This is a genomic window from Pantoea sp. RIT413, assembly GCF_003057675.2.
GTDB classification, from domain to species: domain Bacteria; phylum Pseudomonadota; class Gammaproteobacteria; order Enterobacterales; family Enterobacteriaceae; genus Pantoea; species Pantoea eucrina.
In genome coordinates this window covers 251,509-275,106 of sequence record NZ_QBJB02000002.1, presented here as the reverse complement: position 1 = coordinate 275,106, position 23,598 = coordinate 251,509, and the positions used below count along the sequence as shown (strand labels likewise).

The 23,598-nt window shown below is 52.3% G+C and carries 24 protein-coding genes; 11 read left to right on the top strand and 13 right to left on the bottom strand.

The window, feature by feature from the left end:
* Window positions 1-114: 114 nt before the first annotated feature.
* The 4 genes from DBY66_RS04935 to DBY66_RS04920 form a co-directional block, all read right to left on the bottom strand.
* A complete protein-coding gene (locus DBY66_RS04935; RefSeq protein WP_040113798.1) occupies window positions 115-2,043 on the bottom strand; it encodes a methyl-accepting chemotaxis protein in 1,929 nt (642 codons plus the stop codon).
* Between the two features lie 459 nt (window positions 2,044-2,502).
* Window positions 2,503-3,351, bottom strand: coding sequence for a glyoxalase III HchA (gene hchA / locus DBY66_RS04930; RefSeq protein WP_108569792.1), 849 nt, complete (start codon window positions 3,349-3,351; stop codon window positions 2,503-2,505).
* A gap of 121 nt (window positions 3,352-3,472) precedes the next feature.
* Window positions 3,473-3,733 carry a hypothetical protein gene (locus tag DBY66_RS17990; protein ID WP_108569893.1) on the bottom strand — a complete coding sequence of 87 codons (261 nt, stop codon included), beginning with the start codon at window positions 3,731-3,733 and terminating at the stop codon, window positions 3,473-3,475.
* A 78-nt stretch (window positions 3,734-3,811) separates the two neighbouring features.
* Window positions 3,812-4,489: an SOS response-associated peptidase family protein gene (locus tag DBY66_RS04920; RefSeq protein WP_104085746.1), complete on the bottom strand. Its 678-nt coding sequence runs from the start codon at window positions 4,487-4,489 to the stop codon at window positions 3,812-3,814.
* Window positions 4,490-4,652: 163 nt separating this feature from the next.
* On the opposite strand from DBY66_RS04920, the gene DBY66_RS04915 reads away from it, so the two are divergent.
* Together DBY66_RS04915 and DBY66_RS04910 are read left to right on the top strand one after the other, a co-directional pair.
* Entirely contained in the window at window positions 4,653-5,141 is a 489-nt protein-coding gene (locus DBY66_RS04915) for a MarR family transcriptional regulator (RefSeq protein ID WP_071668128.1), read from the top strand.
* Window positions 5,142-5,232: 91 nt separating this feature from the next.
* The gene (locus DBY66_RS04910; RefSeq protein ID WP_071668127.1) at window positions 5,233-5,433 is read left to right on the top strand and encodes a hypothetical protein; all 201 of its coding nucleotides are present in this window, start codon (window positions 5,233-5,235) and stop codon (window positions 5,431-5,433) included.
* Window positions 5,434-5,461: 28 nt separating this feature from the next.
* Here DBY66_RS04910 and DBY66_RS04905 read toward each other — a convergent pair whose 3' ends face one another.
* Window positions 5,462-5,698: a hypothetical protein gene (locus DBY66_RS04905; RefSeq protein WP_071668126.1), complete on the bottom strand. Its 237-nt coding sequence runs from the start codon at window positions 5,696-5,698 to the stop codon at window positions 5,462-5,464.
* A gap of 349 nt (window positions 5,699-6,047) precedes the next feature.
* On the opposite strand from DBY66_RS04905, the gene DBY66_RS04900 reads away from it, so the two are divergent.
* Both DBY66_RS04900 and map read left to right on the top strand, forming a co-directional pair.
* A complete protein-coding gene (locus tag DBY66_RS04900; RefSeq protein WP_040113787.1) occupies window positions 6,048-6,293 on the top strand; it encodes a ParD-like family protein in 246 nt (81 codons plus the stop codon).
* On the top strand, window positions 6,287-7,072 hold the full coding sequence (gene map, locus DBY66_RS04895) for a type I methionyl aminopeptidase (RefSeq protein ID WP_071668125.1): 786 nt from the start codon (window positions 6,287-6,289) through the stop codon (window positions 7,070-7,072). The genes DBY66_RS04900 and map overlap by 7 nt, the downstream gene beginning before the upstream one ends.
* Here the strand turns inward: map and DBY66_RS04890 are convergent.
* The gene (locus DBY66_RS04890) at window positions 7,069-7,983 is read right to left on the bottom strand and encodes a LysR family transcriptional regulator (RefSeq protein ID WP_040113783.1); all 915 of its coding nucleotides are present in this window, start codon (window positions 7,981-7,983) and stop codon (window positions 7,069-7,071) included. The two genes, map and DBY66_RS04890, sit on opposite strands and share 4 nt — an antisense overlap.
* Before the next feature lie 133 nt (window positions 7,984-8,116).
* Here DBY66_RS04890 and hpxD point away from each other — a divergent pair, with 133 nt between their 5' ends.
* From hpxD to DBY66_RS04870, 4 genes are all read left to right on the top strand, one after another.
* A complete protein-coding gene (gene hpxD / locus DBY66_RS04885; protein ID WP_071668124.1) occupies window positions 8,117-9,148 on the top strand; it encodes a molybdenum cofactor-independent xanthine hydroxylase subunit HpxD in 1,032 nt (343 codons plus the stop codon).
* Window positions 9,149-9,157: 9 nt separating this feature from the next.
* The gene (locus DBY66_RS04880) at window positions 9,158-10,126 is read left to right on the top strand and encodes a PDR/VanB family oxidoreductase (RefSeq protein WP_108569794.1); all 969 of its coding nucleotides are present in this window, start codon (window positions 9,158-9,160) and stop codon (window positions 10,124-10,126) included.
* Window positions 10,127-10,561: 435 nt separating this feature from the next.
* On the top strand, window positions 10,562-10,765 hold the full coding sequence (locus DBY66_RS04875; protein ID WP_040113773.1) for a general stress protein: 204 nt from the start codon (window positions 10,562-10,564) through the stop codon (window positions 10,763-10,765).
* A gap of 514 nt (window positions 10,766-11,279) precedes the next feature.
* Window positions 11,280-11,546, top strand: coding sequence for a DksA/TraR family C4-type zinc finger protein (locus tag DBY66_RS04870; protein WP_040113772.1), 267 nt, complete (start codon window positions 11,280-11,282; stop codon window positions 11,544-11,546).
* A 21-nt stretch (window positions 11,547-11,567) separates the two neighbouring features.
* On the opposite strand, the gene DBY66_RS04865 is transcribed toward DBY66_RS04870, so the two are convergent.
* Both DBY66_RS04865 and DBY66_RS04860 read right to left on the bottom strand, forming a co-directional pair.
* Window positions 11,568-12,623, bottom strand: coding sequence for a diguanylate cyclase (locus DBY66_RS04865; RefSeq protein WP_108569795.1), 1,056 nt, complete (start codon window positions 12,621-12,623; stop codon window positions 11,568-11,570).
* 343 nt (window positions 12,624-12,966) lie between these two features.
* On the bottom strand, window positions 12,967-14,016 hold the full coding sequence (locus DBY66_RS04860; protein WP_108569796.1) for an NAD(P)-dependent alcohol dehydrogenase: 1,050 nt from the start codon (window positions 14,014-14,016) through the stop codon (window positions 12,967-12,969).
* A 108-nt stretch (window positions 14,017-14,124) separates the two neighbouring features.
* Here DBY66_RS04860 and DBY66_RS04855 point away from each other — a divergent pair, with 108 nt between their 5' ends.
* Entirely contained in the window at window positions 14,125-14,526 is a 402-nt protein-coding gene (locus DBY66_RS04855; protein WP_040113764.1) for a helix-turn-helix domain-containing protein, read from the top strand.
* Between the two features lie 34 nt (window positions 14,527-14,560).
* Here the strand turns inward: DBY66_RS04855 and DBY66_RS04850 are convergent, their stop codons facing one another.
* The 5 genes from DBY66_RS04850 to DBY66_RS04830 all read right to left on the bottom strand — a co-directional run bounded on the left by DBY66_RS04850 (window position 14,561) and on the right by DBY66_RS04830 (window position 21,130).
* A complete protein-coding gene (locus tag DBY66_RS04850) occupies window positions 14,561-15,382 on the bottom strand; it encodes a Cof-type HAD-IIB family hydrolase (RefSeq protein WP_071668120.1) in 822 nt (273 codons plus the stop codon).
* A gap of 242 nt (window positions 15,383-15,624) precedes the next feature.
* A complete protein-coding gene (locus tag DBY66_RS04845) occupies window positions 15,625-16,731 on the bottom strand; it encodes an ABC transporter substrate-binding protein (RefSeq protein ID WP_071668119.1) in 1,107 nt (368 codons plus the stop codon).
* A 258-nt stretch (window positions 16,732-16,989) separates the two neighbouring features.
* Window positions 16,990-17,961: a ParB family protein gene (locus DBY66_RS04840; RefSeq protein WP_108569797.1), complete on the bottom strand. Its 972-nt coding sequence runs from the start codon at window positions 17,959-17,961 to the stop codon at window positions 16,990-16,992.
* Window positions 17,962-17,968: 7 nt separating this feature from the next.
* On the bottom strand, window positions 17,969-19,168 hold the full coding sequence (locus DBY66_RS04835; protein WP_071668117.1) for an AAA family ATPase: 1,200 nt from the start codon (window positions 19,166-19,168) through the stop codon (window positions 17,969-17,971).
* 1,026 nt (window positions 19,169-20,194) lie between these two features.
* Entirely contained in the window at window positions 20,195-21,130 is a 936-nt protein-coding gene (locus tag DBY66_RS04830) for a RepB family plasmid replication initiator protein (protein ID WP_040113754.1), read from the bottom strand.
* A gap of 397 nt (window positions 21,131-21,527) precedes the next feature.
* Between DBY66_RS04830 and DBY66_RS04825 the strand changes: the two genes are divergently transcribed.
* A complete protein-coding gene (locus tag DBY66_RS04825) occupies window positions 21,528-22,904 on the top strand; it encodes an aldehyde dehydrogenase family protein (RefSeq protein ID WP_071668116.1) in 1,377 nt (458 codons plus the stop codon).
* A gap of 54 nt (window positions 22,905-22,958) precedes the next feature.
* Entirely contained in the window at window positions 22,959-23,558 is a 600-nt protein-coding gene (locus DBY66_RS04820) for an NTP transferase domain-containing protein (protein WP_108569798.1), read from the top strand.
* The last annotated feature ends 40 nt before the right edge of the window (window positions 23,559-23,598 follow it).

Here is a 23,598-nt window from a genome sequence, read left to right as displayed (position 1 = left end):
TGGGATTGTAATCCGCTGCAGACAAGTTTTTTGACAAATCGTGTTGGTTCGCAACGATTCTCTGCTTTTTTACTGCGCGAGCAGATGCGGGACGCGCCCGCATCGTCGCAAAGATTACGCCGTGTGGAAAACAGCCACCAGCTGACGCAGACGCGAGGCGCGTTCTGCGAGATCGCCTGCTGAAGAGGCTGACTCTTCAACCAGCGCTGCGTTCTGCTGTGTCACCTGATCCATCTGGTTTACTGCGATATTAATTTGCGAAATCCCGCTGCTCTGCTCCTGAGAGGAGGCAGAGATATCGCGGATAAGCTGCGCCGTCTGTCCAATAGCATCTACGCTCTGTTTCACTTTGTCACCGGCATTTCTGGCCATCACCATTCCCTCTTCGGCGTGGCTGACCGAGTGCGCAATCAGCTCTTTAATCTCTTTGGCAGCAGAAGCGGAACGCTGCGCCAGCGAGCGCACTTCTGCTGCGACCACGGCAAAGCCTTTACCCGATTCCCCTGCTCTGGCTGCCTCTACTGCCGCATTGAGGGCCAGAATGTTTGTCTGGAAAGCGATACTGTCGATAACGCTGGTGATCTCTTCAATTTTGGCCGAGCTGCCCCGGATACGCCCCATGGTGTCCATCACTGACGACATCGCCTCTCCGCTGAGCGATGAAGCCTGCGTTGCCGCTTCTGCCATGGTCGTGGCGTGATGGGTATTTTCAGCATTCTGACTGATAATGGATGCCATCTGCTCCATGCTGGCGGCGGTCTCTGCCAGCGATGCGGCCTGCTCTTCAGTCCGGGCGGAGAGATTTCCATTGCCGTTTGCGATCTCTTCAGAGGATGAAGCGATCGTCAGCGCGCTCTCCTTGATATCTGAGACCAGCCCGGCAAGATGCTGCTGCATATACTGCAATGATTGCAGCAGCTGCCCCATTTCATTGCTGCCGGTAATGTTAACCGGACACGTCAGGTCGCCCTCTGCCACGCGACGGGCAGCATTAACGGCTTCTTCCACCGGGCGCGTAATCGAGCGGGATATCATAACGGCAACCCAGACAGCCAGTAACGCCACCGCGAACAGTACGCCCAGCAGGCTATATTGCGCATGACGGCGTGCATCAATCTGCTGGCTAAGCATAACCGAAAGCCGATCGGCGCTCTGTGTTCCCAGTGTGGCAAATTGATTGATCGCCTCAGTGAATACCCGGACATATTCTGCCGGCGTGACGGTTTTGGTTTTGGATACAAAAACAGTATTGGCCAGCGCCAGTGCATCCTGCGCCTGCTGCACGGCGGTGGTCTCTCCGCTGGCAAACAGCGCTTTTAGCGCCGGTTCAATAGTAAAAACTTTATCCATATTGTTGCTGAACTGCTCCAGCGCTACGTTGCCGTTTTGCAGCCGGAAGTCCATCTGGCTGAGCGTTGCCTCTGATGCGCCCATGCCAGACGCAATCAGCGATGTGCCGCTTGCTCTGATCTGCCCGAGGGTTTCTGTTAATAGCGGCAACCGGTTGAAAATGCTGACAATAAGCTGATAAGTATTTAAGTCGCTGTCCAGTGACAAGCCGTAAAAATCCAGGATGTCCTGATTGGCTATTAACAATGTCTGAATCAGACTGGCGTGCTGGCTGAGGCTCGCTTCCAGCGAAAGCTGCTTATTGCCCAACTCTGCCTGCAGTTTTTTCCACTCGCCGTCAGCTTTATTCAAACGCGCCAGCGGTTGCGCAGCCTCCGCGTTATCGCCCAGTACAGTCACTACACCGCTGTAGAGCGCATCGGCCTCCTCTGCCAGCGCCACGCGTGACGCTCGGGCTGGATCGTCACTCGCAATAGCAATAGCGCTTTCTGCCCGATGGCGCTGGACCAGGTTAATCAGTGACAGCATCTTCTTTTCAACCGGTATGCCGGTAAGCTCAAGCTTTTTTGCATCAATGGCCTGGTTCCCGCTTTGAATAAACAGACAGGTTGGAAATATAAACAGCCCGAGAGCAAACAGTCCCAGCAAAATAAACTTCGCTGGCAAATTAATCGTGTTAAGTATCTTTTTCATGCAATATTCCTGGGTGAGCCTTAAGTGAGCAATTCTGAATAAAAATTATTGTTATTAAACGGTGCAATCTGCTCATCCATGAGATAGCCACTCTGCATCCGGGCCTGCCGGTTATTGCAGGCACTGATGAAGTGAAAAATTATAGATTGCTCAGGGTTATTTTACAGGAAGTGTATTGACGATATATTCTTGCGTAACTGCCAAAGCCAAATAAACATAAATCATTTAATAACAACAAGATAAAAGTTAAAGCAGGTATGTCAAAAACACCCTGGCTCGTTATATATCGGAAAAGCTTATATTATAATAAAGTGCTAAAGTTTTAGCTAACCTCGCCGATAAACAGCTTATTTTTTATAAAAAATGAAACAGAGAAATACGTTTACGATTTAAATTTTAATCAGGAAGAAATATCAGCCCTGACAAAGATGCCTGTCAGGGCGTGGGAAATCAGACGCCTTAACCGTAAGCTTTCAGCAACGTTTCTGCAGCAAGTTTGCCTAACGCATTTGCAGCATAAGGGCTGTCGCCCGTTATAACATTGCGATCGCGATGTACCGTACCTTTGATATCTTCATTGATAATATGAAGACCCATTGCGCGCAGCTTCTCACCGAAGTACCAGGTAAGATGGCCTGGCATATAGCCTATGTCCGGCGTCTGCTTATCAATGGCATCAGGGAAAGCACAGATTTCATAGCCAGCCAGCGGATTGTCGGACCCGGCGAGTGAAAGAAACGCCGCCGGGCCGTGACAGAGTGAGATCAGATAGCGGTCGTTTTCCAGCGTCCAGCGAAGCAATGTCGCCACCTCTTTACTCTCCGGTAAGCCGATCAGCGCGCCATGCCCGCCCGGGATAAACACTGCCGCGTAGTCGCTATGAGGAGAGAGGGACGCTAACACATCTGCCAGCCTGAGCGGAGAGCGGAAGGCTGACTGGTAGCGCTGATAGAATTGTATTACCGCTTCATCCTCTCCGGGCATGGCCCAGTGTTCAAACTTTGCAATCTGACCAGAGAGCGTTGCAATGTCGATACCGAAGCCCGCCTGATGCAGGTGATACATCGGCAGCAGCGTTTCCACCGGATGATTGCCGGTTGAAAACAGCGTATCGTTCTCCAGCGGCAGATAGCGTTCATCAGCACACAGGACCAGAATTTTTTTGCTTCCGTCGCCGGGCGCCGGATAGTCTGCGCCCTCCAGATTGGATAGAGGAGAGGTAAACCGATCGCGCGAGTAGTCGGAGGGGAAAAATGCGTCTGCCTCGGCACGATCGGCAACGGGTTTCCTGCTGAGTTCGTTCGTCATTTATGCTTCCTCTGTGAATAAATACAGAAAGAAGCGTAGGTAAAAAAACGGCCTGGCTCACTGAGCCAATTCTGAATGCCGCTGCGCCTGTTGCGCCGCAGAGAACATCGGTACGCACAACTTATTGCGTCACAGCGGCAGACATTTCCTCAACTAATACCAGCGGACACCGCCGCACGCGGCAGGCGTGAGAGTAAGCCAGCGCGCAGACTGCGCACAGGTCACGTACGTCAGATTCATACTCATACTCCATATAGTACCGGAAGCGACTGGTGTGAGTAGCAGTACGCCAGAAACGCTGCGGCTCCAGCAGTTCATCAAGTTGCCTGAAAGTCAGGGCTGACGGGTTATGATACCCGACTCTAACGCGATAAGTTGTCATGCTTCGATTATTGAATGGCATACCGCTGGCTGCAACCGGACACCGGTTTTCATTTCAATAGATAAAATGTATCAGCCACTACTTTTCCGGCACGATCTCTTCAATCAGCTCAGCATCCTGCTGACGTACGCTGCCTACCCGCGTGGTCACCGCATGCCAGCAGAATGCCTCTTCCGGCTCAGCAGCTTCATGAGCAATCTCCTGCGCGCGACGCGCAGAGGTGCTGCTGCTCAGCCATTCATGAACGCCTTCTGCGGTCAGAACCAGCGGGCGGCGATCGTGGATATCGACCATGCCTTTATTGCTGGCGGCGGTCACGATGACAAAGCCTTCATGCCCCTGAACGTGATTAAACGGCGCCTTACCGATGGCAGCAAAAAACAGCGGCGTTTTACGCTGGTGATAAATAAAGAACGGCTGTTTTCTCCCCTTCTCTTTTTTCCACTCAAACCAGCCATCAGCCGGCACTATCGCCCGGCCCTGTTCCCAGAGAGGCTTAAACATCCGGCCGCTGGCCGCGGTTTCGCTGCGGGCATTAATCAAAGGCTGCTTATGCCACCACTCTGGTCCATATCCCCAGTAGACCGGATCCAGCTGCAGCGCCTCTTCGCGTTCGCTGAGCAGTAATACCCGGGTACCAGGCGCAACGTTGTAGCGCCCGATGGGCAACGGATCGTACTGGATTTCGTCCGGCGCAATACCCAGCGCCATAAAATAGTCATCTCTGCTGCTGTACTGCGCGAATCGTCCACACATATCGGCCTCCGGCTGTAAGCATAGGCCAGTTTGCCAGACCCGCGACGGCGACAGCGTTTGTGCCAGGTTACATTGACATCAATTTAATTTGATTCAATACTTGTGGCTGCCCGGACGCAGCGTGCGTTTTCCCTGCCGGCCAGCTCACTAAAATGGATTGTGAATGTGTACTGATATAAATGATCAAAGCGGTGAGCATGATGGTGCGCTTTCTGATGCACCGGTCACCGTCGACCAGTTTCTCTGTTTTGCGCTCTACTCTGCATCGCTGGCGATGACCAAGCTTTATCAGTCCAGACTAAAACCGCTTGGGCTTACCTATCCCCAGTATCTGGTTTTACTGGCGCTGTGGGAAAAAGATGAGGTGACAGTATCGGAGGTTGGCGCACGTGTGCGGCTGGACTCCGGCACGCTCAGCCAGCTGCTGAAGAGACTTGAAGCGGCCGGTTTTATTTTACGCAAACGTGATGCGGGAGGAGACGAACGCCGGGTACGCATTTTTCTGACGCATGAAGGGCTGCAGCTTAAAGGCAAAGCCGCCGGCGTGCCCGCCGATATGATATCGGTGATGGATACCCCCTATGAAGAGTTACACGACCTTACCGTAAGAGTGGCAGCCCTGCGGGAGAAGCTGCATCGGGCGCTGCCCTGAGCGCAAATAAAGTGTTCTGCTCAGGAATCAAACTGTGCAGAGTATGTAGTGGCAGCCATGAATATCAGAGAAACAGGCAGAGGGATAGAGCGTGAAACTCAGCGTTTTGGATAACAACAGTGCTATTCATGCCGTCATCGGACGCGCCGTCTCGTTTTTGCGTAAGTCCGGGCAGCCTTTGAGTACGGATAACATTCTGACGCGTCTGCGCCAGCAGGAAAAAGAGGCGCTGGATGGGATGAAAGAGATCTACGCGAGCGCTGCACGCGCCCTGACAGCTAAAAAGCAATAAGCTATGACGGCCTGGCACGCCTCAACGCTTAGTGCAAAATCTGTTCATTTGATGCCACGTTGATCGCCGGGTGCTCTGCTCCCTGAATTTCCCGGATGGCAAAAAACAGTGAACGGGTTTTTGCGGCGCTCTTCTCTGCTGCCAGCATCTCCTGCAATTTGCTGAGCAAAGCATCATAAGAGACGGGTAACTCCTCACTGAAGAGGGCCATTACCGCCTCGCCTATTACTATGTCTACCCATTCACTATCATCTGCTTTGTTCATATTTGCGGTCGCCGGGTCAGTTTACATCTGGAGAAAGGGCTTTTCATACCGCTAAAAAGATACTACAAAATTTATGTCCATTCAGAAACAATCCGTCAGTAACATCGGACCAGAGCCCTCCCCTCTCTCTAACCCCATGAATAATAAAACGTTAACCCGACACTTGAAATTTTTTACTGCATCTCTGAGAGGCTCGTTTCAGGATAAAGAGTAAACAACTATCGGGCCTGATGTGCGTTTTATCGCTGCCTTAACGGCTGCAGCTTTGTTGTATTCGCTGCAGGCACCTTGTTTCTTTCTTTATTGCGGGTAGTATATGTTTCATATACACAACATATAAGGCACAGCGATGGGCATTGTGAAAATTTCCGATCTGATGCACGAAAATCTGCGTATCGCCAGCGGAGCATTGAGCCGTTCAGTCAACGCACAGGCGGAGCACTGGATGAAAATGGGCATGCTGGCGGAACTCTATCCTGACAAAGATCATCAGGCGCTGGTCCGGCTGCTGATGCGCATAGAGCGCGACGGGGGCAGCGACCTGGCCGCACTCTTAAATCATCCTCTCTTTCTGACTCAGGAGAAAGCATCGTGAATATTACGCTCCATAATGCCGCTGAAATTGAACAGGCGCGCGCCGCGGGCCAGGCCGCTGCTGCCGTACTGGCGATGATTGGACCTCATGTGAAGCCGGGTATCAGCACCGACGAACTGGATCGTCTCTGTCACGATTATATCGTTGATGTTTTAAACATCACGCCGGCAAATATCGGCTATCACGGCTATACCCGCACGGTCTGCACGTCAGTTAATCATGTAGTCTGCCACGGTATCCCCGGCCCGAAACGACTGAAAGAGGGCGATATCATTAATATTGATGTCGCGGTCATCAAAGAGGGCTGGTATGGCGATACCAGTCGCATGTACTTTGTGGGCCAGCCTTCAGTTCGTGCCAGACGACTGGTGGATATCACATATGATGCCATGGTAGCGGGTATCAACGTGGTTAAACCCGGCGCCACGCTGGGCGATATCGGTGCAGCCATCCAGCGGGTAGCTGAAGGCGCAGGGTTCTCGGTTGTGCGCGAGTATTGCGGTCATGGCACCGGACGGATCTATCATGATGAACCACAGGTGCTTCATTATGGTACGGCCGGTAAAGGCCTGGCGCTGGAACCCGGCATGATCTTTACTATTGAGCCCATGATCAACGCCGGCAAAGCGGCAACCAGCGTATTGAGTGATGGCTGGACGGTAGTGACCAAAGATCGTTCCCTCTCCGCGCAGTGGGAGCATACCGTTGCGGTTACGGATAACGGCTTTGATCTTCTTACACCCTGGCCGGATGGCACCGGCAGCTACTCTCCGGTTTAGCGCTGAGTGACACTCATCGCGTCAATCACCTCTGTCATCTGCTGAATCAGCATCTGCGCCGCGCGCGAAAGCTGTCGCGACGGTGCGGTGCATAAGGCCAGCGTCAGGGGGCGCATAACGCTGTGCCTGAGCGGTACGAAGCTTAACTCACCCTGTTCAACCTCAGTCATGACATCCAGCAGGCTCAGCACACAGATACCGCTGTTCTGCGCCACCAGCGTATGGATAAGCCGTATATCATTACAGCCGATTACATTTTCAGGCTGGAATCCCTGCCGGTGATAGAGCGCAGCGACGCGCTCATGAACAACCAGTGAGTCGCCCGGCAGAATATGCCGCTCGTGACTCAGTTCACTGAGCGAGACAGCGTCACGGGTGCTGAGCGGATGCCGGTTGTTCATCACCACGCCCATTTCCAGTTCGGCAAAAGCCAGTACATTAAGGCCGCTCTGCCCATCCGGGTCGAGGATCAGACCAAAATCGATTTCAGATTGCCGGATAAGCTGGCTGATGCGCTGGCTGTTATCAACGGTAAGCGTCAGATTCAGCCAGAGGTGCGTCTGCGCCATTGCCGCTATTCGTTCAGCTATCCGGCCCCGGGTCAGAGACTGCACCATTCCCAGAGTGACATTGCCGCGTTTTAGCCCCTGTATCTCATCGAACCGCTGACGCGTAACGCGAAATTCGCGCTGCCAGCGCGTGAGATCGCTGTAGAGCAACTCTCCGGCAGTGGTCATACGCAGACCCTCAGGCAGACGCTCAAACAGCGGCGTGTTAAAGGCGGCCTCTGCCTGCAAAATTTGCCGGTTGATCGCAGAGGCCGACACGTGCAGCTTTTCTGCCGCTTTGCGCAGGCTGCCGCTGCGGGCGACTTCGGTAAAATAGAGAGCGAAGCGGGAGAATGGGCTCATCGTGCACCTGTACACTTTTTTGCAACAGCAGACTGTAATCTTAGCGATGGATCGTAACACAGAAGCGTAATAACAATGTCCTGACAAACATTATGTTTATCACGCTGTGTGAACTGATTATCAGGAGATAACTATGTCCGGTCCGACACCGCCCGCCCACTGCACTTTTGATCCCGAAGACTGGCTGCGCCTTGCGCGCCACTGGCATCCTGTTGCGCGCAGCGGCGATATCAGCAGCGCGCCGGTGAAGGCGACTCTGCTGGATGAACAGCTGGTGCTGTATCGGATTAAGGGGGACGTTGTGGCCGCACGTGATATCTGTCCACATCGTGGCGTACCGCTGACGCTGGGTTTCCATGATGATGAGGGCATTATCTGTCCCTATCACGGCCTGCGTTTTGGGGAAAATGGCCGGTGTAACCGTATTCCATCGAGTCCGGACCAGCCGGTGCCTGCCAAACTGCATCTTACCTCTTATGCCGTGACGGAACGTTTTGGACTGATCTGGGTTTGTCTGGCGCCCGACAGTGAACAGCCGGCAAAACTGCCGACGATGCCGCACTGGGATGACAGCGGGTTTCAGCAAATCAACTGCCCTGGATTTGATGTCGCAGGCTTTGCCGGCCGCCAGGTAGAGGGCTTTCTGGACGTCGCGCATTTTGCCTGGGTGCATACGGACACCTTTGCCGATGCGGCTAACCAGCTGGTGCCGGCATATAACCCGGTTGAAACCGACTACGGCTTTAGCGTGGACTACTGGAGTACCGTCAGTAATTTTGCTGCCGGCAGCCCGCAGCAGGCGCCCGACGGCTTTGAGTGGCTGCGACGTTTTGAGATGCATCTGCCCTTTACGGCCACGCTGACCATTTTCTTCCCTGGCGACGCCCGCCTGACAATCATGAATGCGGCCTCTCCGGTTTCAGCCCGCCAGACGCGCATGTTTGCGCCTATCGCACGCAACTTTGATCTGCACATTCCTCCGGAAGAGGTGCACGCCTTTAACCTGCGCGTTTTTGAGGAGGATCGGCTGATGGTGGAGACCCAGCGCCCTGAACGTCTGCCGCTGGATCTTACGCTGGAGGCGCATATTCCGGCCGATCGCAGTTCAGTGGCCTACCGGCGCGGGCTAAAACGTATGGGATTTGGTGAATTTTTTCTGGTGTGAGGGGCGGCAATGAACGAACTGATTAATGTGGTGACAGACGGCATCTGGCGTCAGGGCCGCCGTAACCTGAGCGTCAGGCTGATGACGACAGACGGGCAATTGCTGCCCGCATGGCAGGCAGGTGCGCACATTGATGTGCATCTGCAGCCGGGAATGATCCGGCAATATTCACTGACCGGAGCGGAAAACAGACGTGACTGCTATGAAATTTGCGTGGCGCTTGAGGCTGAGTCGCGCGGTGGGTCGCGCTACATACATGAAACGCTGCGCCCGGGCATGCAGCTTGCTATTTCTCCGCCACGTAATCTTTTTCCGCTGGTCGCTGCCAGGAAGGTTATCCTGCTGGCCGCAGGCATCGGCATTACTCCGCTTTCTGTGATGGCACAGGCGCTGGAGGCAGCAGGCCAGGCGTTTGAACTGCACTATTATCTCAGAGAGCGGGGCGATGAGGCGTTTGCAGCACTCCTGAACCAGAATTTTGCGCACGGCGTTTGTCACATCTGGTACAGCAGTGAGGGTGTCAGCGCCCGCACTCATCAGCCTGAGAGTATCGCTCGCTATCAGCCCGGCGCACATATCTATCTCTGTGGTCCGCTGCCTTTAATGTCCCATCTGCAGCTTCAGGCTGAAACCTGCGGCTGGCCTCCTGAGATGATTCATACAGAGGCATTTAAAGCAGCTGCACCGCAGCAGGTAACTGAGCAAGGCGCAGCGTTCACTATAACCCTGGCGCGATCGGGCAGAAGCTGGCTGGTTCCGCCGGACCGTTCCATTGCAGCAGTGCTGACTGAACAGGGTGTGGAGGTTGCGCTGTCATGTGAAATGGGTATGTGCGGAGCCTGTCTGACACCTGTTACTGAAGGCCAGCCGGACCATCGCGATACGGTTCAGTCTGACAAAGAAAAAGCGGCGCCCTCCCAGTGTATTGCACTCTGCTGCTCCCGCAGCCATACCGTCAGCCTGACAATCGATCTCTGAACAGCCGGCTGCTGACCCGGCCAGCAGCCTGGCCTCCCCTGCCCCGATAAACACGCCTGTTATCATCTATCATTTTCTGTCTATTTTTAGTCCCGGCTTATGTTCCGGTCCTCAATACTCTGTCACGAAAAAAATAAACGAAGCGCAAATGAATACCTGCACCCTTTTATTGCATGACGTAATGCTGTGCCCGGCTAATTGTCACAACTTTTCATTAAACCTTTTCAGGACGCAAAGAACGCTTTCCTTTATCAAAGTAAAATGCTAACTATTCACCTGCGTAAGATTAAGATAACAGAATCGCTTAAGATCGATTCTTACTTAAACAAACGACCCGTCGTAAATTAAAAAGTCAGGATAAATTCTGTCTTGAACATGGTAAAAACAGCGCTACATTTATTTTTGCCACAAGTCAGCATGAACAGAGAGGAAAAAATGCAGGATTCCAGCAATAACCCGGAAGAAGCTGAAAAAACCAAACCACGCCGCGGTGGTGCAGGTAACTTTGCTGCTAACAAAGAACGTGCTGCCGAGGCAGGCCGCAAGGGCGGCCAGGTCAGCGGTGGCAACTTCAGAAACGATCCTGAACGGGCTATTGAAGCGGGCAGAAAAGGAGGGAAGATCAGCCGTCGTAAGTAAACTTATACAGAGCCCGATATCTCTGCACTTCATTTAATTCTGAAAATGACACTCTCCTGACATCGTTTACGCTTCGCTTACGCGAAAGAATCGACCTGTCAGGAGAGTTATTTTTTCATTCGGAGAAGAATTTTCGATTAAAACTTGATCGATACCCTTTTTTTACCGCTTCGCTTTATTAACAAAACAAGCGTTCTATATTTTCTGGCTGATTTATAATTGGCTTTTTTATTAACCAGCAACATGACTGGATATATTTGTACAACGCTCAGCCCTTTGTACACTTTTATTAAAATATAAATCCATATTACAACGCATTTAAAATAATAAACGCCCTAACTCTATATTTATTAAAGAAAAATTGTATTGATGATGCATCTTATCGTTGCCTGCGCAAATGGCAGGCATTTCGGCTGAGGAGGCAGCAATGAGGGATGACTGCAACCGCACGCAAAGTGCGACGCGTGCATCACCGCTGACTATAGTTAATATTCATCAACGATAAGGGGGCTTTATGGCAGGTGGCTGGTCGGAAGATGGCGCAGTCCAGAAACAGATTGATGCGACGGTTGATGATGCTATCGCCCGGGCGCGAAGTCATCTTAAGCAGGGTGACAGTGCACGCTTCTGTGATGAGTGTGGAGAACCGATACCCGAAGCACGTCGCGCGGCACTGCCCGGCGTACGCTACTGTATCCAGTGTCAGTCTGAACTGGATAAGAAAGAAGCCAGCAGTAGCGGTTATAATCGCCGGGGCAGTAAAGACAGCCAGCTGCGTTAGCCTGGCGCAGACTTGTGTTACTCAGCTCCAGAGCAGAACGTCGTTACGCCCTGCCCGCTTTACCTGATAGAGGGCCTCATCCGCATGGCGCAGCCAGTCGCGCAGAGAATCAGCGCTGCTCGCAGGAGCGATACCGATGCTAACCGTGCAGTGAAAATCAGGAGCGGCAGGCAAAGCAACCTGCGCTATTTTTTCACGCAGTCGCCTGGCGAGAGCAACCACGGTTTCATCACTGGCATGGTGAACAATAACGCTTAGCTCATCACCTCCCAGACGCGCGGGTATATCCTGAATACCGACATAGTTGCGCAGCAGAGCGGAAATTTCTGCCAGCAGAAAGTCTCCGGCTTCATGCCCCCAGGTGTCATTGACGGCCTTGAAATGGTCCAGATCCAGCAGCAGCAGATAGCCGTTACTGTCGCCACGCCGCGTACTTAAAAACTCACTCTCCAGCCGTCGTTCAAATAGCCGTCGGTTAGGGATCTGCAGGCCCGGATCCATCAGAGCTACGCGCTCCAGTTCGCGATTACGCTTGCGCAGCTGCCAGGTCAGATTATAAGAAGCGATACTCAGCGCCAGCATGTAACAGCTGGCGAGCGGCAGCGTCAGCCACACCGTCTGCGTCGTAAAGGCTCTCTCTATCCGTGCACCATCGAGTATCCACACCGACAGGAAAGCCACTATAAACGCTTTAATAGCGGAGATGAGAAGCGTACTGCCTCCCGCCGCATAGCGATCTGAGGCCAGTACGGCCATGATAATCACCGAGGGCACCGGAGTGAGCGACATCAGCGCCACCCATATCCCGCCAAAAGCGGCATCGAGCGTAAGGTTGTTACGTTCAGCGCTGGTCGGATCTTCAGCGCGCAGTGCACGCTGGCAGGCAAGCCACGGCCAGGCAAAGGCATTAATGAACAGTAAAGCACTGTAGAACAGCTCGCGCTGCGTATCGAGCAGCACGGAAAGAATAGGAAAGAAACAGAGTACAGTACCGAGCTGACGCATAAAAAACATGCGCCGGACGAAACGTCTCGATCGTTTTTTCAGATGATCATCATCGGGGGTGTAATAGTTCATTCTAAGATAAATCTGATCAACAGGAACTGCAGTTTATCGGGAAAAAGGCGCAGACAGCGAATTATTTTGACGCTTCCCCCTTATCGATTGAAGTTACCGTGCTTATGTAATTACGCTGGCGCACATCGGCTGTTTTTACCATCATCCTTTCATTGATAAAATAATTATACTTATCAAACAGATAAGCTGGATAAATCTGACAGCCTGAAATAAATGCTGCACTATTCAGACTGCCAGTAAAGCCCGGCTTAAGAGATTATTTTTTTCAGATTACATCGTTTAACATGTCACCTGAAGAGCCTCTGTTGGCGATTTCAGGCTGAAATCGCTGTTAATCATAGACTTACCATTGAGTCGCTTGCATATCGATGACAAAGCGATAGTGCACATCGCCGCGTAGCATATGCTCAAATGCCTGTTCTATCTCATCCCCGGTAATAGTCTCGATATCCGCCACAATATTATGCTGGCCGCAGAAATCGAGCATCTCCTGCGTTTCCTGTACGCTGCCGATTGAAGAGCCAGTGATGCTCAGCCTGCGGAAAACCATTGGGGTGATATCCGGCGAAATATGTGGCCGATCAGGAATACCTACCAGCACCATACGTCCATTGGTTTTCAGCGTGGCAAGATAGGGATTAAGGTCGTGCGGAGCTGCCACGCAATTGATGATGATATCCAGCGAAGTCTGGCAGGCTGCCATCTCCTCCTCATTGCGAGATACCACTACCCGACTGGCCCCCAGGCGCAGTGCATCGTCGCGCTTGGCGGCAGAAGTGGTAAACAGAGTGACGTCTGCCCCCATTGCGCTGGCCAGCTTAACCGCCATGTGTCCAAGTCCGCCCAGTCCAACCACGCCCACACGGTCGCCTGCTTTAACATTGAAATGGCGTAATGGCGACCAGACCGTAACCCCGGCGCAGAGAAGCGGTGCTACCCCGGCTGGTGGCAGATTTTGCGGAACGGCGACCACGAAGTGCTCATCGACAATTACGCTCTCAGCGTATCCTCCCCAGGTGGTGCCGCCGGTGTACTTGTCGGTCCCGTTATAGGTCGCGGTAAAACCCGCTTCACAATATTGCTCTTCATGCTGCTGACAGAAATGGCAGGTCCGGCAGGAATCCACCATTACGCCAACGCCAACCAGATCGCCTGGCCTGAATTTGCTGACTTCACTGCCCGCCTCCGTTACCCGGCCAACAATCTCATGTCCCGGTACCAGCGGATAGCGGCTGACGCCCCATTCATTACGCGCCATGTGCAGATCAGAATGGCAGACGCCGCAATAGAGGATCTCAATTTTGACATCCTGTTTTTGCAGCGGGCGCAGAGCGACGCTATCGGACGTCAGGGGTGCGGTTGCATTATGTGCAACCAGTGCATTGATTTTCATTGTGCCTCCGGCAAAGATGGCTTAATAAGCTGAGAGGCGGCAGACTATAGTGAATGCTAAAAAGAATTAACAGTAGGCACCAAACGGTGACCTTATAAGGAGTCAGGCATGCCAGCCTGGGAAGAGGGTAAACTGGTCTTTTATGCGGATTCACCTCCGCGCAGACTGCTGGAGCTGTTCTCTGTCAAATGGAGCACGATGGTGCTGCATGCACTTTATCACTGGCCAGATCACTGTGCCAGAACCGGCGAGCTGCAGCGCAGCCTGCAGGGCATATCAAAAAAAATGCTGTTTCAGACGCTAAAAGCGCTGGAACAGCGCGGCCTGGTTGAACGACGAGAATATGACGTTACGCCCGCTAAAGTCGACTACCGGCTCACCCCGCTGGGAATGACATTTGCCCGACCGGTGGAGGAGATGTATACGTGGGGGCTTAAGAACCAGGCCGCGCTGGATAGTATGGAGGCTAATCTGCACGCTGCCCGGCTTAAAGCTGAGTCAGAGGAGTAACAGAGCCGCCGCGGGCGGCTCTGTCAGGTCAGACTTAGTTAAACGGCGTTTCCCGGGCCAGCAGGCGCGCAATAACGTTGAGTGCGCCCTCTTCGTTATTGTTCTGCGTACGATAGCGGGCGACTGCCGCAACCGACGGGGCAGCGTTATCCATGGCAAAGCTGTAGCAGGCCTGTCGCAACATCTCGATATCATTTGCGCTGTCGCCAATCGCCAGCACCTCACAATCATCAATGCCCCATTTTTGCTGCAGCATGGCAATGCCGTGCGCTTTATGACAGCCAGGAATAATCAGGTCAATAAAGCCGAATCCGCTGGAGACCGGATGCATGATGTTTTCAATTGCGCTCAGCTCATGATGCAACCGCGACATCAGCGCCTCAACGCCTTCGTGCTCCAGATTTAATGAGAATTTAAAAATGGTGTCGTCGATGCTGCTCAAATCGTCGCGCTTTTCCAGCCGGCGATAGTGATTGCTGAGTTTATTCACTACATGTTCAGGCATAGAGGTGTGCACATAGGCGCTGTTACGACCGCAGACCACGACGCTGATATCAGGCTCTTTCGCCAGGATAGTCAGGATCTGCTCTACCCGCTCAGGCGCCAGCTCTCCGCAAAACAGTTCCTCATTGCAGTCTGAGACCCAGGCGCCGTTTTCAGCAACAAACGCGATCTCATCCTTGATATCAGGAAAATAGTGTTGCAGCTGATAATACTGATTGCCGCTGGCAACAACAAAGCGGATCCCTTTCTCTTTGAGCAGTGCGTACTGGCGGGCAAAACGCTGCTGATTATAGTGCTTGTTATCATCAAGGAAGGTGCCATCCATATCTACTGCAATCATCTTAACTGCCATTACTCTCTCCCATATAGAATCTGCCGTCAGCCCGTCCGGCCTGTTATAGAGTATAAGCTTACTCGCGACGTGGATTAATGAGAATGTTAATAGTGACGATGTTCACTGCTTTCAGAGATTTCTCGCTGGCAGACGCGGAGCATCTGTATGGTTTACTGATTACAGTGAATAAGATGAGTTGCACAGCGGAAGATGCCAGGCAAAGAAGGTTGCCGGCGGCGCATTAAGGCCGCCCGGCTCAATCAGTTATTGTCAGGATAGCTCAGGGTAATAGCGTCATCTGGCAGATGCGTGAAGGTTTTAACCAGCTGGTGATAATCGGCAACCGGATTCAGCGCGGCAAACTGCTGCGGATAGAGATCTTTCGCCAGGATTTCCATGCCGATGATATTCCACGGATGGTTGTAGAAATGGTGATAGATACCATAAGCCCGGTTCTGCTTCACCGGCTCAATCTGTGCCACGCCGGTACGGCGCGTCAGGGTCTGGAAGGTTGCAGTGACCTCCTGAGGCTTAACCCCATAGCCAAACGGTAACACGTTGCTGTTAGGCCGTTTAGAACCGGTCATGATATAGACATCAGGCTTCATCGCGATGATTTTTTCCAGCGAAACAAAACCTGAGTTGCCTGGTAAAAGTGCAGAACCGATATTTTTGCCTCCTACCGCTTCGACCAGTCCGCCCCAGCCGTTATGACTGTGCGTAAAACAGCAGTTATCGCTGTTGCCGGCAATAGGCTCGATAAACACCGTGGGTTTCTTTTCAATGCCGCTGACTTTATTCGTAATAGCGGACATTTTTTGCTGATAGAAAGTTGTATAGTCCCGGGCCTGCTCTTCGCGGTTAAGGATCTGCCCAAGCAGAGAAACACTTTTAGCTGTGTTCTGCGCCGGGTGCAGTTCATAGTCTACAAACACAACCGGGATGTGCAGATTTTCAAGCGTCCTGACCACACCAGACTGGATCAACGCCGGTTTTGCACGTAACTGTGCAATCATCACATCCGGCTGCTGCGCCAGCACGCTTTCAAGGTTGACCTGACCCTGATCGTTGAATCCCATATCAACAATTTTTTCCGCCTGCGGCCAGCGTGCTTTCAGCATTTCCCAGGTTTGCGTATCCTGTTTTTTAGGCAGGTTATTCCAGGCTACAACGCGTTCAAAAGGATTATCACGATCGAGCAGAGCCAGCGTCAGTACATCACGCCCATCCTGTAAAATAATATGGCGAGGCTCTTTAGAAAACGTATGTTGCTGTCCATCCAGATCGGTGATGGTCAGTGGATAGGTGGTGGCTGACGCTGATAAAGCCACACCCAGGCTCAGCGCCACGCCGCAAATAACTTTCATTTGAACTCCGTTCGTTACTGAATAGTAATTATTATCATCTAATTTATCATAACTGGTAAAGCCGGAGCAGGGTCCGTGCGGGTGCGGTTGTAACGGAATGCGTCATCCTGCCGGATAAAGGCTCTCTTTTGTTACGTAAAACAGCCTGAAACAGTGGCGATTTCAGGCTGAAATTTTTAGCTCAAATCTATAACTGACAATCACTTAGGCGTGAAAAAGGGGTGGCGAAAGCAAATAAACCGCCCGCAGGCGGTATGGTTACTGCTTCAGATATTTAGCAAGCGTGCTGCTGATGACCTTATCCAGCTCATCCTGTAGCTCTTTAGGCTGGCGATTAAATTCATAACTGAAGGTGCGCCCTTTGGATTTTTTCCGGGCAAAGCGATCTTTGTCAGCAAAGTCCCAGAGCGACGTCGTCACGACTTTCTCTTTTCCCGGAGCCTCAAGCAGTGCGTTACTGCCATTGCGCACCAGACGCAAAATGGCATTCTTCACTTCATCTTCAGCCAGGCCATCTTCAGAGGCAATCTCATCAATATCCGCGCTGATAGTCTCTACCAGCGTGGTTATGCTCTGTTGCTTCTCCTGAAGCCTTTCACATGCCTGCAGCAGCAGCTTATAGTCCGGATAGGCGAGTTCAGCATGGTTAGGAAACAGCATGATCAGTTCAGCCGGCACACTCGCGGCCTGTAAGGCGCGTGTCACTTTAGCCTGTGACAGTCCCTGTTGCTCAGCAATCTCTTTTTGCGACAGGCCACTCTGCTTTAGAGCCAGCAGGCGCAGACCTACTTCACGCAAATTATGCTCACGCGCAGTCTGAATATCCTGAGCCAGGCGACGTGCTTCTTCGGCAGAGATATCCTCATCAGTCACCAGTATGCTCAGACCCGTTTTGCAGAACAGCGCGGCAGCGCGACGGCGGGAGCCATCAAGTACTTCAATGCGCTCACCGCGCTTTACCCCGATGGCGGGAAAAAACTGCTGCAGTTTGATCGTACGAATGATGTCACGCAGCGATTCTGGCGTCAGGCCAGACTGGTCGCGACCGTTGGTCTCCTGCACGACAAAAGTCTTTGCTTCCACATCGCGGGCAGAGACGTGCTGAAGTGAGAACAGCGCGCGTTTGCCGGTATTCAGCACAAACGTTTGCGTATGTTCTGCAGCAGTGTGTTCATTTTGCAGAGGTGACTGGCTGAAAGTACGGCCAATAGTAATGCGTTTTGCGCTCATCTTAACCTCAGTTCAAACGAATAAATTCAATACGGTCAAATACGGCTTTGGCAAAATCCTCTGCAGCCGATCGCGCGTTTTTCAGTGCCTCACTGCTGCCCACATAGGTAGAAGGGTTAGCTGAAATCACCGTATCAAACGACTCACCGCAGCGCTCAAATCCGTCAAGCCGCGGCAGCGCCGCGTCCAGCATATCGCCACCGAAAATCTCTTTAGCCAGGCTGTGGCACATCTTATGATCGGCTTTGTTGGAGAGTTTCGACATAAAGCCGATATTGCCCTGCAGCCGGCATTCAGCCCCTGAGGCTTCAATAATCTCTACCAGCTCAGGCAGTCGGGTAAGGTATTTGAGCGTCGAATGAAAATCGACCTGCGCAGGCGGAACGGGCGTCATCAGCAAATCAGAAGCAGCAATCGCATTTTTGAGAAACGCATCCAGATGCGGGCCGCTATCAATAAAAATGAAGTCATAATCTTTTTTGAGCTTTGCCACAACGTTTTCATACAGCACAGCGTGCACGTTCTGCCCTGGCAGGTGTTCATGACAAAGCTCCTCCCAGCGTGAAGCGATAAACGCATCATCAATTGAAGCGGGCAGTACATCCACGCCCGGGATGATTGAGGGCACAATAAAGTCGCTTTTCAGCTCTTCGCCGCTGACATTCTGCAGCATCGCCTGGGCAGCAGTGGCTTCTACCAGACCCACTGAACGTTCATGATTCAGAAACATGGTGGCCGAAGATTGCGGATCCAGATCGATGACCAGAATACGTAAATCTTCAAACAGCAGATGTGGATGCGCCCGCAGCGCATGTGCCAGCGAGACGGTTGAGACCGTTTTGGAGACGCCACCTTTCAGATTGCCAACGAAGAGGGTATAGGCTTCCGCGTGGCGATCGCGATATTTAGGTACGCCCCGGTGATGGTAGATATCGACAATGTTTTCAATCGACATCGCATATTTGGTGGAGCTGCCGGCAGCGCGTTTATCAAACACGTAGCCATTTTCTTCCATCTCATTGACCGCATAATCAACGCTGGCGCGCGTCAGTTTTGGCAGTTTAGCCAGCGCGGCTTTCGCATAGACCTGATAAAACGTATTTTCTTTGAGTTCTTCTTTTTGCGCCTGAATCTGCTCGGTGAGACTCATCAGCATTCTTTCTGAACGTTGAGCAACCTTCAGAATCTGCTTCTCATCATTAGCCATACCTGCTCCACACATGTAGGATTTATGACTTTATACTTAAATCCTGCACATAAGGCAATTACTTATCCTGTAAACCGGAATGCTTAATTATGCCTGCAGAATGTATTGCCCGCAGCATTCACTGTAATCAGTAGCCGCTAAACGTTCACTGTAATCAGCAAACGTAAAGTTGCAGTCGTTCAGATATAAGTCGGAAGTCCAAAGATTCACTGTAATCAGTAAATGAGGGCGCAGCGTTCACTGTAATCAGTAAAAGATTCACTGCAGGCTGCTGCAAACACGCTGTGTGAAGCAGGCTCTGGCCGGTATCTCTCTGCACGTTCACTGTAGTCAATAGTCAGCTGTTAAAAACAGAGGAGACCCTCTTCGGCAGCATTCACTGTAGTCAGCATTCTCCGGCAAATTAGCCTCTCTCTGGCTGTAACGTTCACTGTAATCAGGAGAGCCACAGAACGCGGTCGTTTAGTATCACCGGCGCCTGGATCGTCTATACGCAGCACGTTCACTGTAATCAGTAGCGGATGCCCGCTCTCACTGCAGTAAAGCCTGGCCACATTCACTGTAGTCAGTAACGGCCCGTCTTATCGCTGGCAGCGTTCACTATAATCAGCAGACAGGTCCGCAGGCGGCCTGGGCAATAGAGCGGGCCGTAAAAGGTATTGCTTTCAGCTGTCGTAACGCTATCTGGCCCTCTGCTGATTACAGTGAACAGCAACTGTGTACTCTATACAGTGGTCACAGCAGGGCAGGGCAGAGGGTTAGCAGGCGTTCACTGTAATCAGCAAACAGAGCGGGATTAAGCTGCCTGAAAAGATATGTTAGTGCTTACTATCAATTTATGCCACGTCTGGTGCATACCGTGCCTGATTGTTCCCAGCCTGGCTAAAGAAGCCTGCTGTTTACAGTGAACGTTACTGATTACAGTGAACAGCCAGCCTGCATGGGGAACATTAAGGAGCAGAGTAGCGCTGCACGGCTGATACGGCACAGCGGCGGGAAAAGATGTTTTGCTGATTACAGTGAACATCACGACTCGTCGTCAAACTCGATCTCATCCAGCACGTCGATGCTCTCCAGATTTCCGATACCATCCAGCTTGGGCGTCCTGCTATGGATGATGAAAAACACGGAACGTCCACGCTTAATCTCGGAATAGTCGAGATAGCCTATCTCTTTCAGCTGCTCCATAGCACGCCGCACCACATGGTTCTGCGTGGTGGTTTTCGATCCCAGGTTAAGACGCATACGCAGTCGCGCCAGCGAGATAGGGGCCGGATTAACAGGAAGGCTTTCCAGATAGGTATAGAGCGCCTGAGCAGACTCTTTACGTTTCAGGCGCGAAATGGCCCGCAACTGAAGCAGAACCTTGTGATCAAAGTTATATAACTCAAACAGCTTCGGATCGGCCTGAATGCGAACCAGATCTTTTTCCCGATCGTAATAGGCAGATTGTACAAGGTGAGTATGATAAGCCTTGCCGTTACCTTCAAAAGAGAGCGTATTGGTTGCAATGCGCCGTAATGAGGCATCCAGGCGCCTGCGCAGGGCTGCAGAGGAGTTCGCTGACGGAATACCACACATCTTAACGAAATCGATAAAAGGTAGCGTGACCGTGTCGCCTTTGGTCGGATAACGGGAGAAAGATTGAATAATCCCTGCCCAGGTTTTGAAATCGTTATCCATATCCAGTCTGGCACCGGTTATGGTGATCTTCTCATACCCTTCCGCTTTTACCAGCGAGAGGTTTTTCAGCTCTTTGGTCGCATCAGTGGAGGCCATAGCCCCGGATTTGCCGCGAGCAGTGGATTTAAGGGTGGGAACAAACAATCCCAGACGCATCAGTGCCACAGGCTGGACAGTATTATTCTTGTTAGGATGGAGCTGGATAACTTCGCCACTGTTTTTTGTCACCGACAGAAAAGGTTCCAGTAACGCCTTGTTTTTACTCTCTTTGTCTGCCATGGCATGAGATCTTCATTTTGTGGATGAAAGGGATCGTTTTCTGATTACAGTGAACATTAGCACTGATTATAGTGAATATTCCACAGAGTACAGTGAATATAGCACTGATTACAGTGAATGCTTTACTGATTATAGTGAACATGATCACCCTTTGAGGCCTTGTGTGGTGCGGCCTGCGACGATCGGGGATCTCTTAGGATCTATCTTTGATCTCTTTATGATCTCTTATTGGGATCTGGTTTATGTATAAGTGGATAACTCAGGATCCCACTATAGAGACCCGCTCTTAGTTGATTTCAATTAGAGAACAACTTGCTCAATATTATTCATTTTATATCAATAGTAATCGGGCGTATCGTAACAGGCACGATCAACAGCAATGTACTGAGGAATTCTGATGACTGACCATGTGATTTCACGTAATCCTGCAACGGGTGCCATTCTCGCAACGTATCCACTCCAGACCGCTGAGGAACTTGATCGCTCTCTTGCACAAAGCGCTGAAGCCGCTGAGCTGTGGCGTAATACAACGATTGAACAGCGTGTGAAGGTACTGCGCCAGCTGGGTGAACAGCTGCGTCAGCGTCAGGATGAACTGGCCACTATGGCAACACGGGAAATGGGTAAACCTGTTGCCCAGGCACGTGCAGAAGTCCTGAAATGTGCCAGCTTATGTGACTGGTATGCCGAACATGGCCCGGCCATGATTGCTGATAAACCAGCTCCGGTAGAAGGTCAGCAGGCGTGGCAGTCATTCAGACCACTGGGCGTCATACTGGCTGTGATGCCGTGGAATTTTCCTTACTGGCAGGTGCTGCGTGGCGCTGTCAGCATGCTGCTTGCCGGCAATACCTATCTGTTAAAACATGCACCCAGCGTAATGGGATCAGCTTATCTGATGGCTGAACTGTTTGAGGCAACAGAACTGCCGCACGGTGCTTTTACCGTTATCAATACGGATAACGACGGCGTTTCAGCAGCAATCAGCGATTCACGCGTTGCAGCCGTTGCAGTCACCGGGAGCGTACGCGCAGGCGCCGCTATCGCAGCACAGGCCGGTGCGGTACTGAAGAAAACAGTACTGGAGCTGGGCGGTGCCGATCCTTTCATCGTACTGGCCGACGCAGATCTTGACGCTGCTGTCGCTTCAGCCGTGGTGGGCCGCTATCAGAATACCGGACAGGTATGCATGGCAGCGAAGCGCTTTATCATCGAAGAGAGTATCGCCGCCGAGTTTGAAGCGCGTTTCAGCCAGGCCGTAGCCGCACTGAAAATTGGCGATCCGCTTGATGAGCAGACCTTTATCGGTCCGATGGCACGCTACGATCTGCGTGATGAACTGGATGGGCAGGTGCAGCAAACGCTCAAAGAGGGCGCACGTCTGGTGCTGGGCGGTCATAAAATTGAGGGGGAAGGAAATTACTATGCCCCTACCATTCTGGCTGATGTGACGCCGGAGATGACAGCATTTCAGCAGGAAATATTTGGCCCGGTCGCGGCAATCACTACGGCGCGTAATGCAGAACACGCCCTTGCGCTGGCTAACAACAGCGATTTCGGTCTGAGTGCCACCGTCTGGAGCCGCGATGAGTCGGTGACCAGCTGGCTGGCAGAGCGGCTGGAAACAGGAGCGGTATTTATCAACGGCAACGGCGCATCCGATCCGCGCGTCGCGATTGGCGGCGTTAAAAAGAGCGGCTATGGCCGTGAGCTCTCCAGTTTTGGCGTACACGAGTTCTGCAATATCCAGACAGTATGGAAAAACCGTCGCTAACTGCCCTGAGGCGCGCAATACTGTGCGCCTCACGATTTTCAGGTAGCCAGCAACATGAAAAGTCCGGGCATTATCATCCTTGCAGCAGGGCAGGGAGCACGTTTTCAGCAGGCGGGCGGAAAAGGCAATAAGCTGCTTGCCCTCTTGCCTGACAGCACCGGAACACCCCATCCTGTGCTCGGTATGACGCTGCATGCAGCACAACGCAGCGGGCTGCCGCTTCTGCTGGTAACGCGACCTGAATATACCGCGATACGGGCGCTGGCTGCCGCGCAGGCGATACCGGTGCTGTGTGTCAGCAGTGCAGGCAGTGGCGAGACGATTGCCGCTGCCGTTCGCGCTGTGCCGCACTGGTCTGGCTGGCTGATTCAGCCCGGCGATATGGCATGGGTTACTGCAGAAGATCATCAGCGTATCGCCGGCGCACTCTCCGAAGGGGCCTCCCAGGCCCGTTTTTGCTGGCAGAACAAACCCGGCCACCCGGTAGGCTTTGCGGCAGAATATGGCCCGGCACTTAGTGAGTTAAAAGGGGACAGCGGCGCCCGCTCGCTGCTTGATACCGCGCGCCTGCTGCGTTTGCAGGGACACACTGGCGTGATCCGCGACGCCGATCTCCCCGTTACCGCCACGCCGCTCGCCCGCCGCAGGAAGTAGTGGCGCAGGGTGATAATTACCGCTACTCTCGCGCGGTCAT

What these genes read in the sequence shown, in the direction of transcription:
- DBY66_RS04830 (WP_040113754.1), bottom strand. Translation starts at nt 21,130, where the DNA reads ATGGCAGACAAAGAGAGTAAAAACAAGGCGTTACTGGAACCTTTTCTG.
- DBY66_RS04900 (WP_040113787.1), top strand. Translation starts at nt 6,048, where the DNA reads ATGGGCATTGTGAAAATTTCCGATCTGATGCACGAAAATCTGCGTATC.
- hpxD (WP_071668124.1), top strand. Translation starts at nt 8,117, where the DNA reads ATGTCCGGTCCGACACCGCCCGCCCACTGCACTTTTGATCCCGAAGAC.
- DBY66_RS04880 (WP_108569794.1), top strand. Translation starts at nt 9,158, where the DNA reads ATGAACGAACTGATTAATGTGGTGACAGACGGCATCTGGCGTCAGGGC.
- DBY66_RS04905 (WP_071668126.1), bottom strand. Translation starts at nt 5,698, where the DNA reads ATGAACAAAGCAGATGATAGTGAATGGGTAGACATAGTAATAGGCGAG.
- DBY66_RS04870 (WP_040113772.1), top strand. Translation starts at nt 11,280, where the DNA reads ATGGCAGGTGGCTGGTCGGAAGATGGCGCAGTCCAGAAACAGATTGAT.
- DBY66_RS04875 (WP_040113773.1), top strand. Translation starts at nt 10,562, where the DNA reads ATGCAGGATTCCAGCAATAACCCGGAAGAAGCTGAAAAAACCAAACCA.
- DBY66_RS04855 (WP_040113764.1), top strand. Translation starts at nt 14,125, where the DNA reads ATGCCAGCCTGGGAAGAGGGTAAACTGGTCTTTTATGCGGATTCACCT.
- DBY66_RS04860 (WP_108569796.1), bottom strand. Translation starts at nt 14,016, where the DNA reads ATGAAAATCAATGCACTGGTTGCACATAATGCAACCGCACCCCTGACG.
- DBY66_RS04915 (WP_071668128.1), top strand. Translation starts at nt 4,653, where the DNA reads ATGTGTACTGATATAAATGATCAAAGCGGTGAGCATGATGGTGCGCTT.
- DBY66_RS04845 (WP_071668119.1), bottom strand. Translation starts at nt 16,731, where the DNA reads ATGAAAGTTATTTGCGGCGTGGCGCTGAGCCTGGGTGTGGCTTTATCA.
- DBY66_RS04935 (WP_040113798.1), bottom strand. Translation starts at nt 2,043, where the DNA reads ATGAAAAAGATACTTAACACGATTAATTTGCCAGCGAAGTTTATTTTG.
- DBY66_RS17990 (WP_108569893.1), bottom strand. Translation starts at nt 3,733, where the DNA reads ATGACAACTTATCGCGTTAGAGTCGGGTATCATAACCCGTCAGCCCTG.
- DBY66_RS04835 (WP_071668117.1), bottom strand. Translation starts at nt 19,168, where the DNA reads ATGGCTAATGATGAGAAGCAGATTCTGAAGGTTGCTCAACGTTCAGAA.
- DBY66_RS04865 (WP_108569795.1), bottom strand. Translation starts at nt 12,623, where the DNA reads ATGAACTATTACACCCCCGATGATGATCATCTGAAAAAACGATCGAGA.
- DBY66_RS04920 (WP_104085746.1), bottom strand. Translation starts at nt 4,489, where the DNA reads ATGTGTGGACGATTCGCGCAGTACAGCAGCAGAGATGACTATTTTATG.
- DBY66_RS04820 (WP_108569798.1), top strand. Translation starts at nt 22,959, where the DNA reads ATGAAAAGTCCGGGCATTATCATCCTTGCAGCAGGGCAGGGAGCACGT.
- DBY66_RS04890 (WP_040113783.1), bottom strand. Translation starts at nt 7,983, where the DNA reads ATGAGCCCATTCTCCCGCTTCGCTCTCTATTTTACCGAAGTCGCCCGC.
- DBY66_RS04825 (WP_071668116.1), top strand. Translation starts at nt 21,528, where the DNA reads ATGACTGACCATGTGATTTCACGTAATCCTGCAACGGGTGCCATTCTC.
- DBY66_RS04850 (WP_071668120.1), bottom strand. Translation starts at nt 15,382, where the DNA reads ATGGCAGTTAAGATGATTGCAGTAGATATGGATGGCACCTTCCTTGAT.
- DBY66_RS04840 (WP_108569797.1), bottom strand. Translation starts at nt 17,961, where the DNA reads ATGAGCGCAAAACGCATTACTATTGGCCGTACTTTCAGCCAGTCACCT.
- hchA (WP_108569792.1), bottom strand. Translation starts at nt 3,351, where the DNA reads ATGACGAACGAACTCAGCAGGAAACCCGTTGCCGATCGTGCCGAGGCA.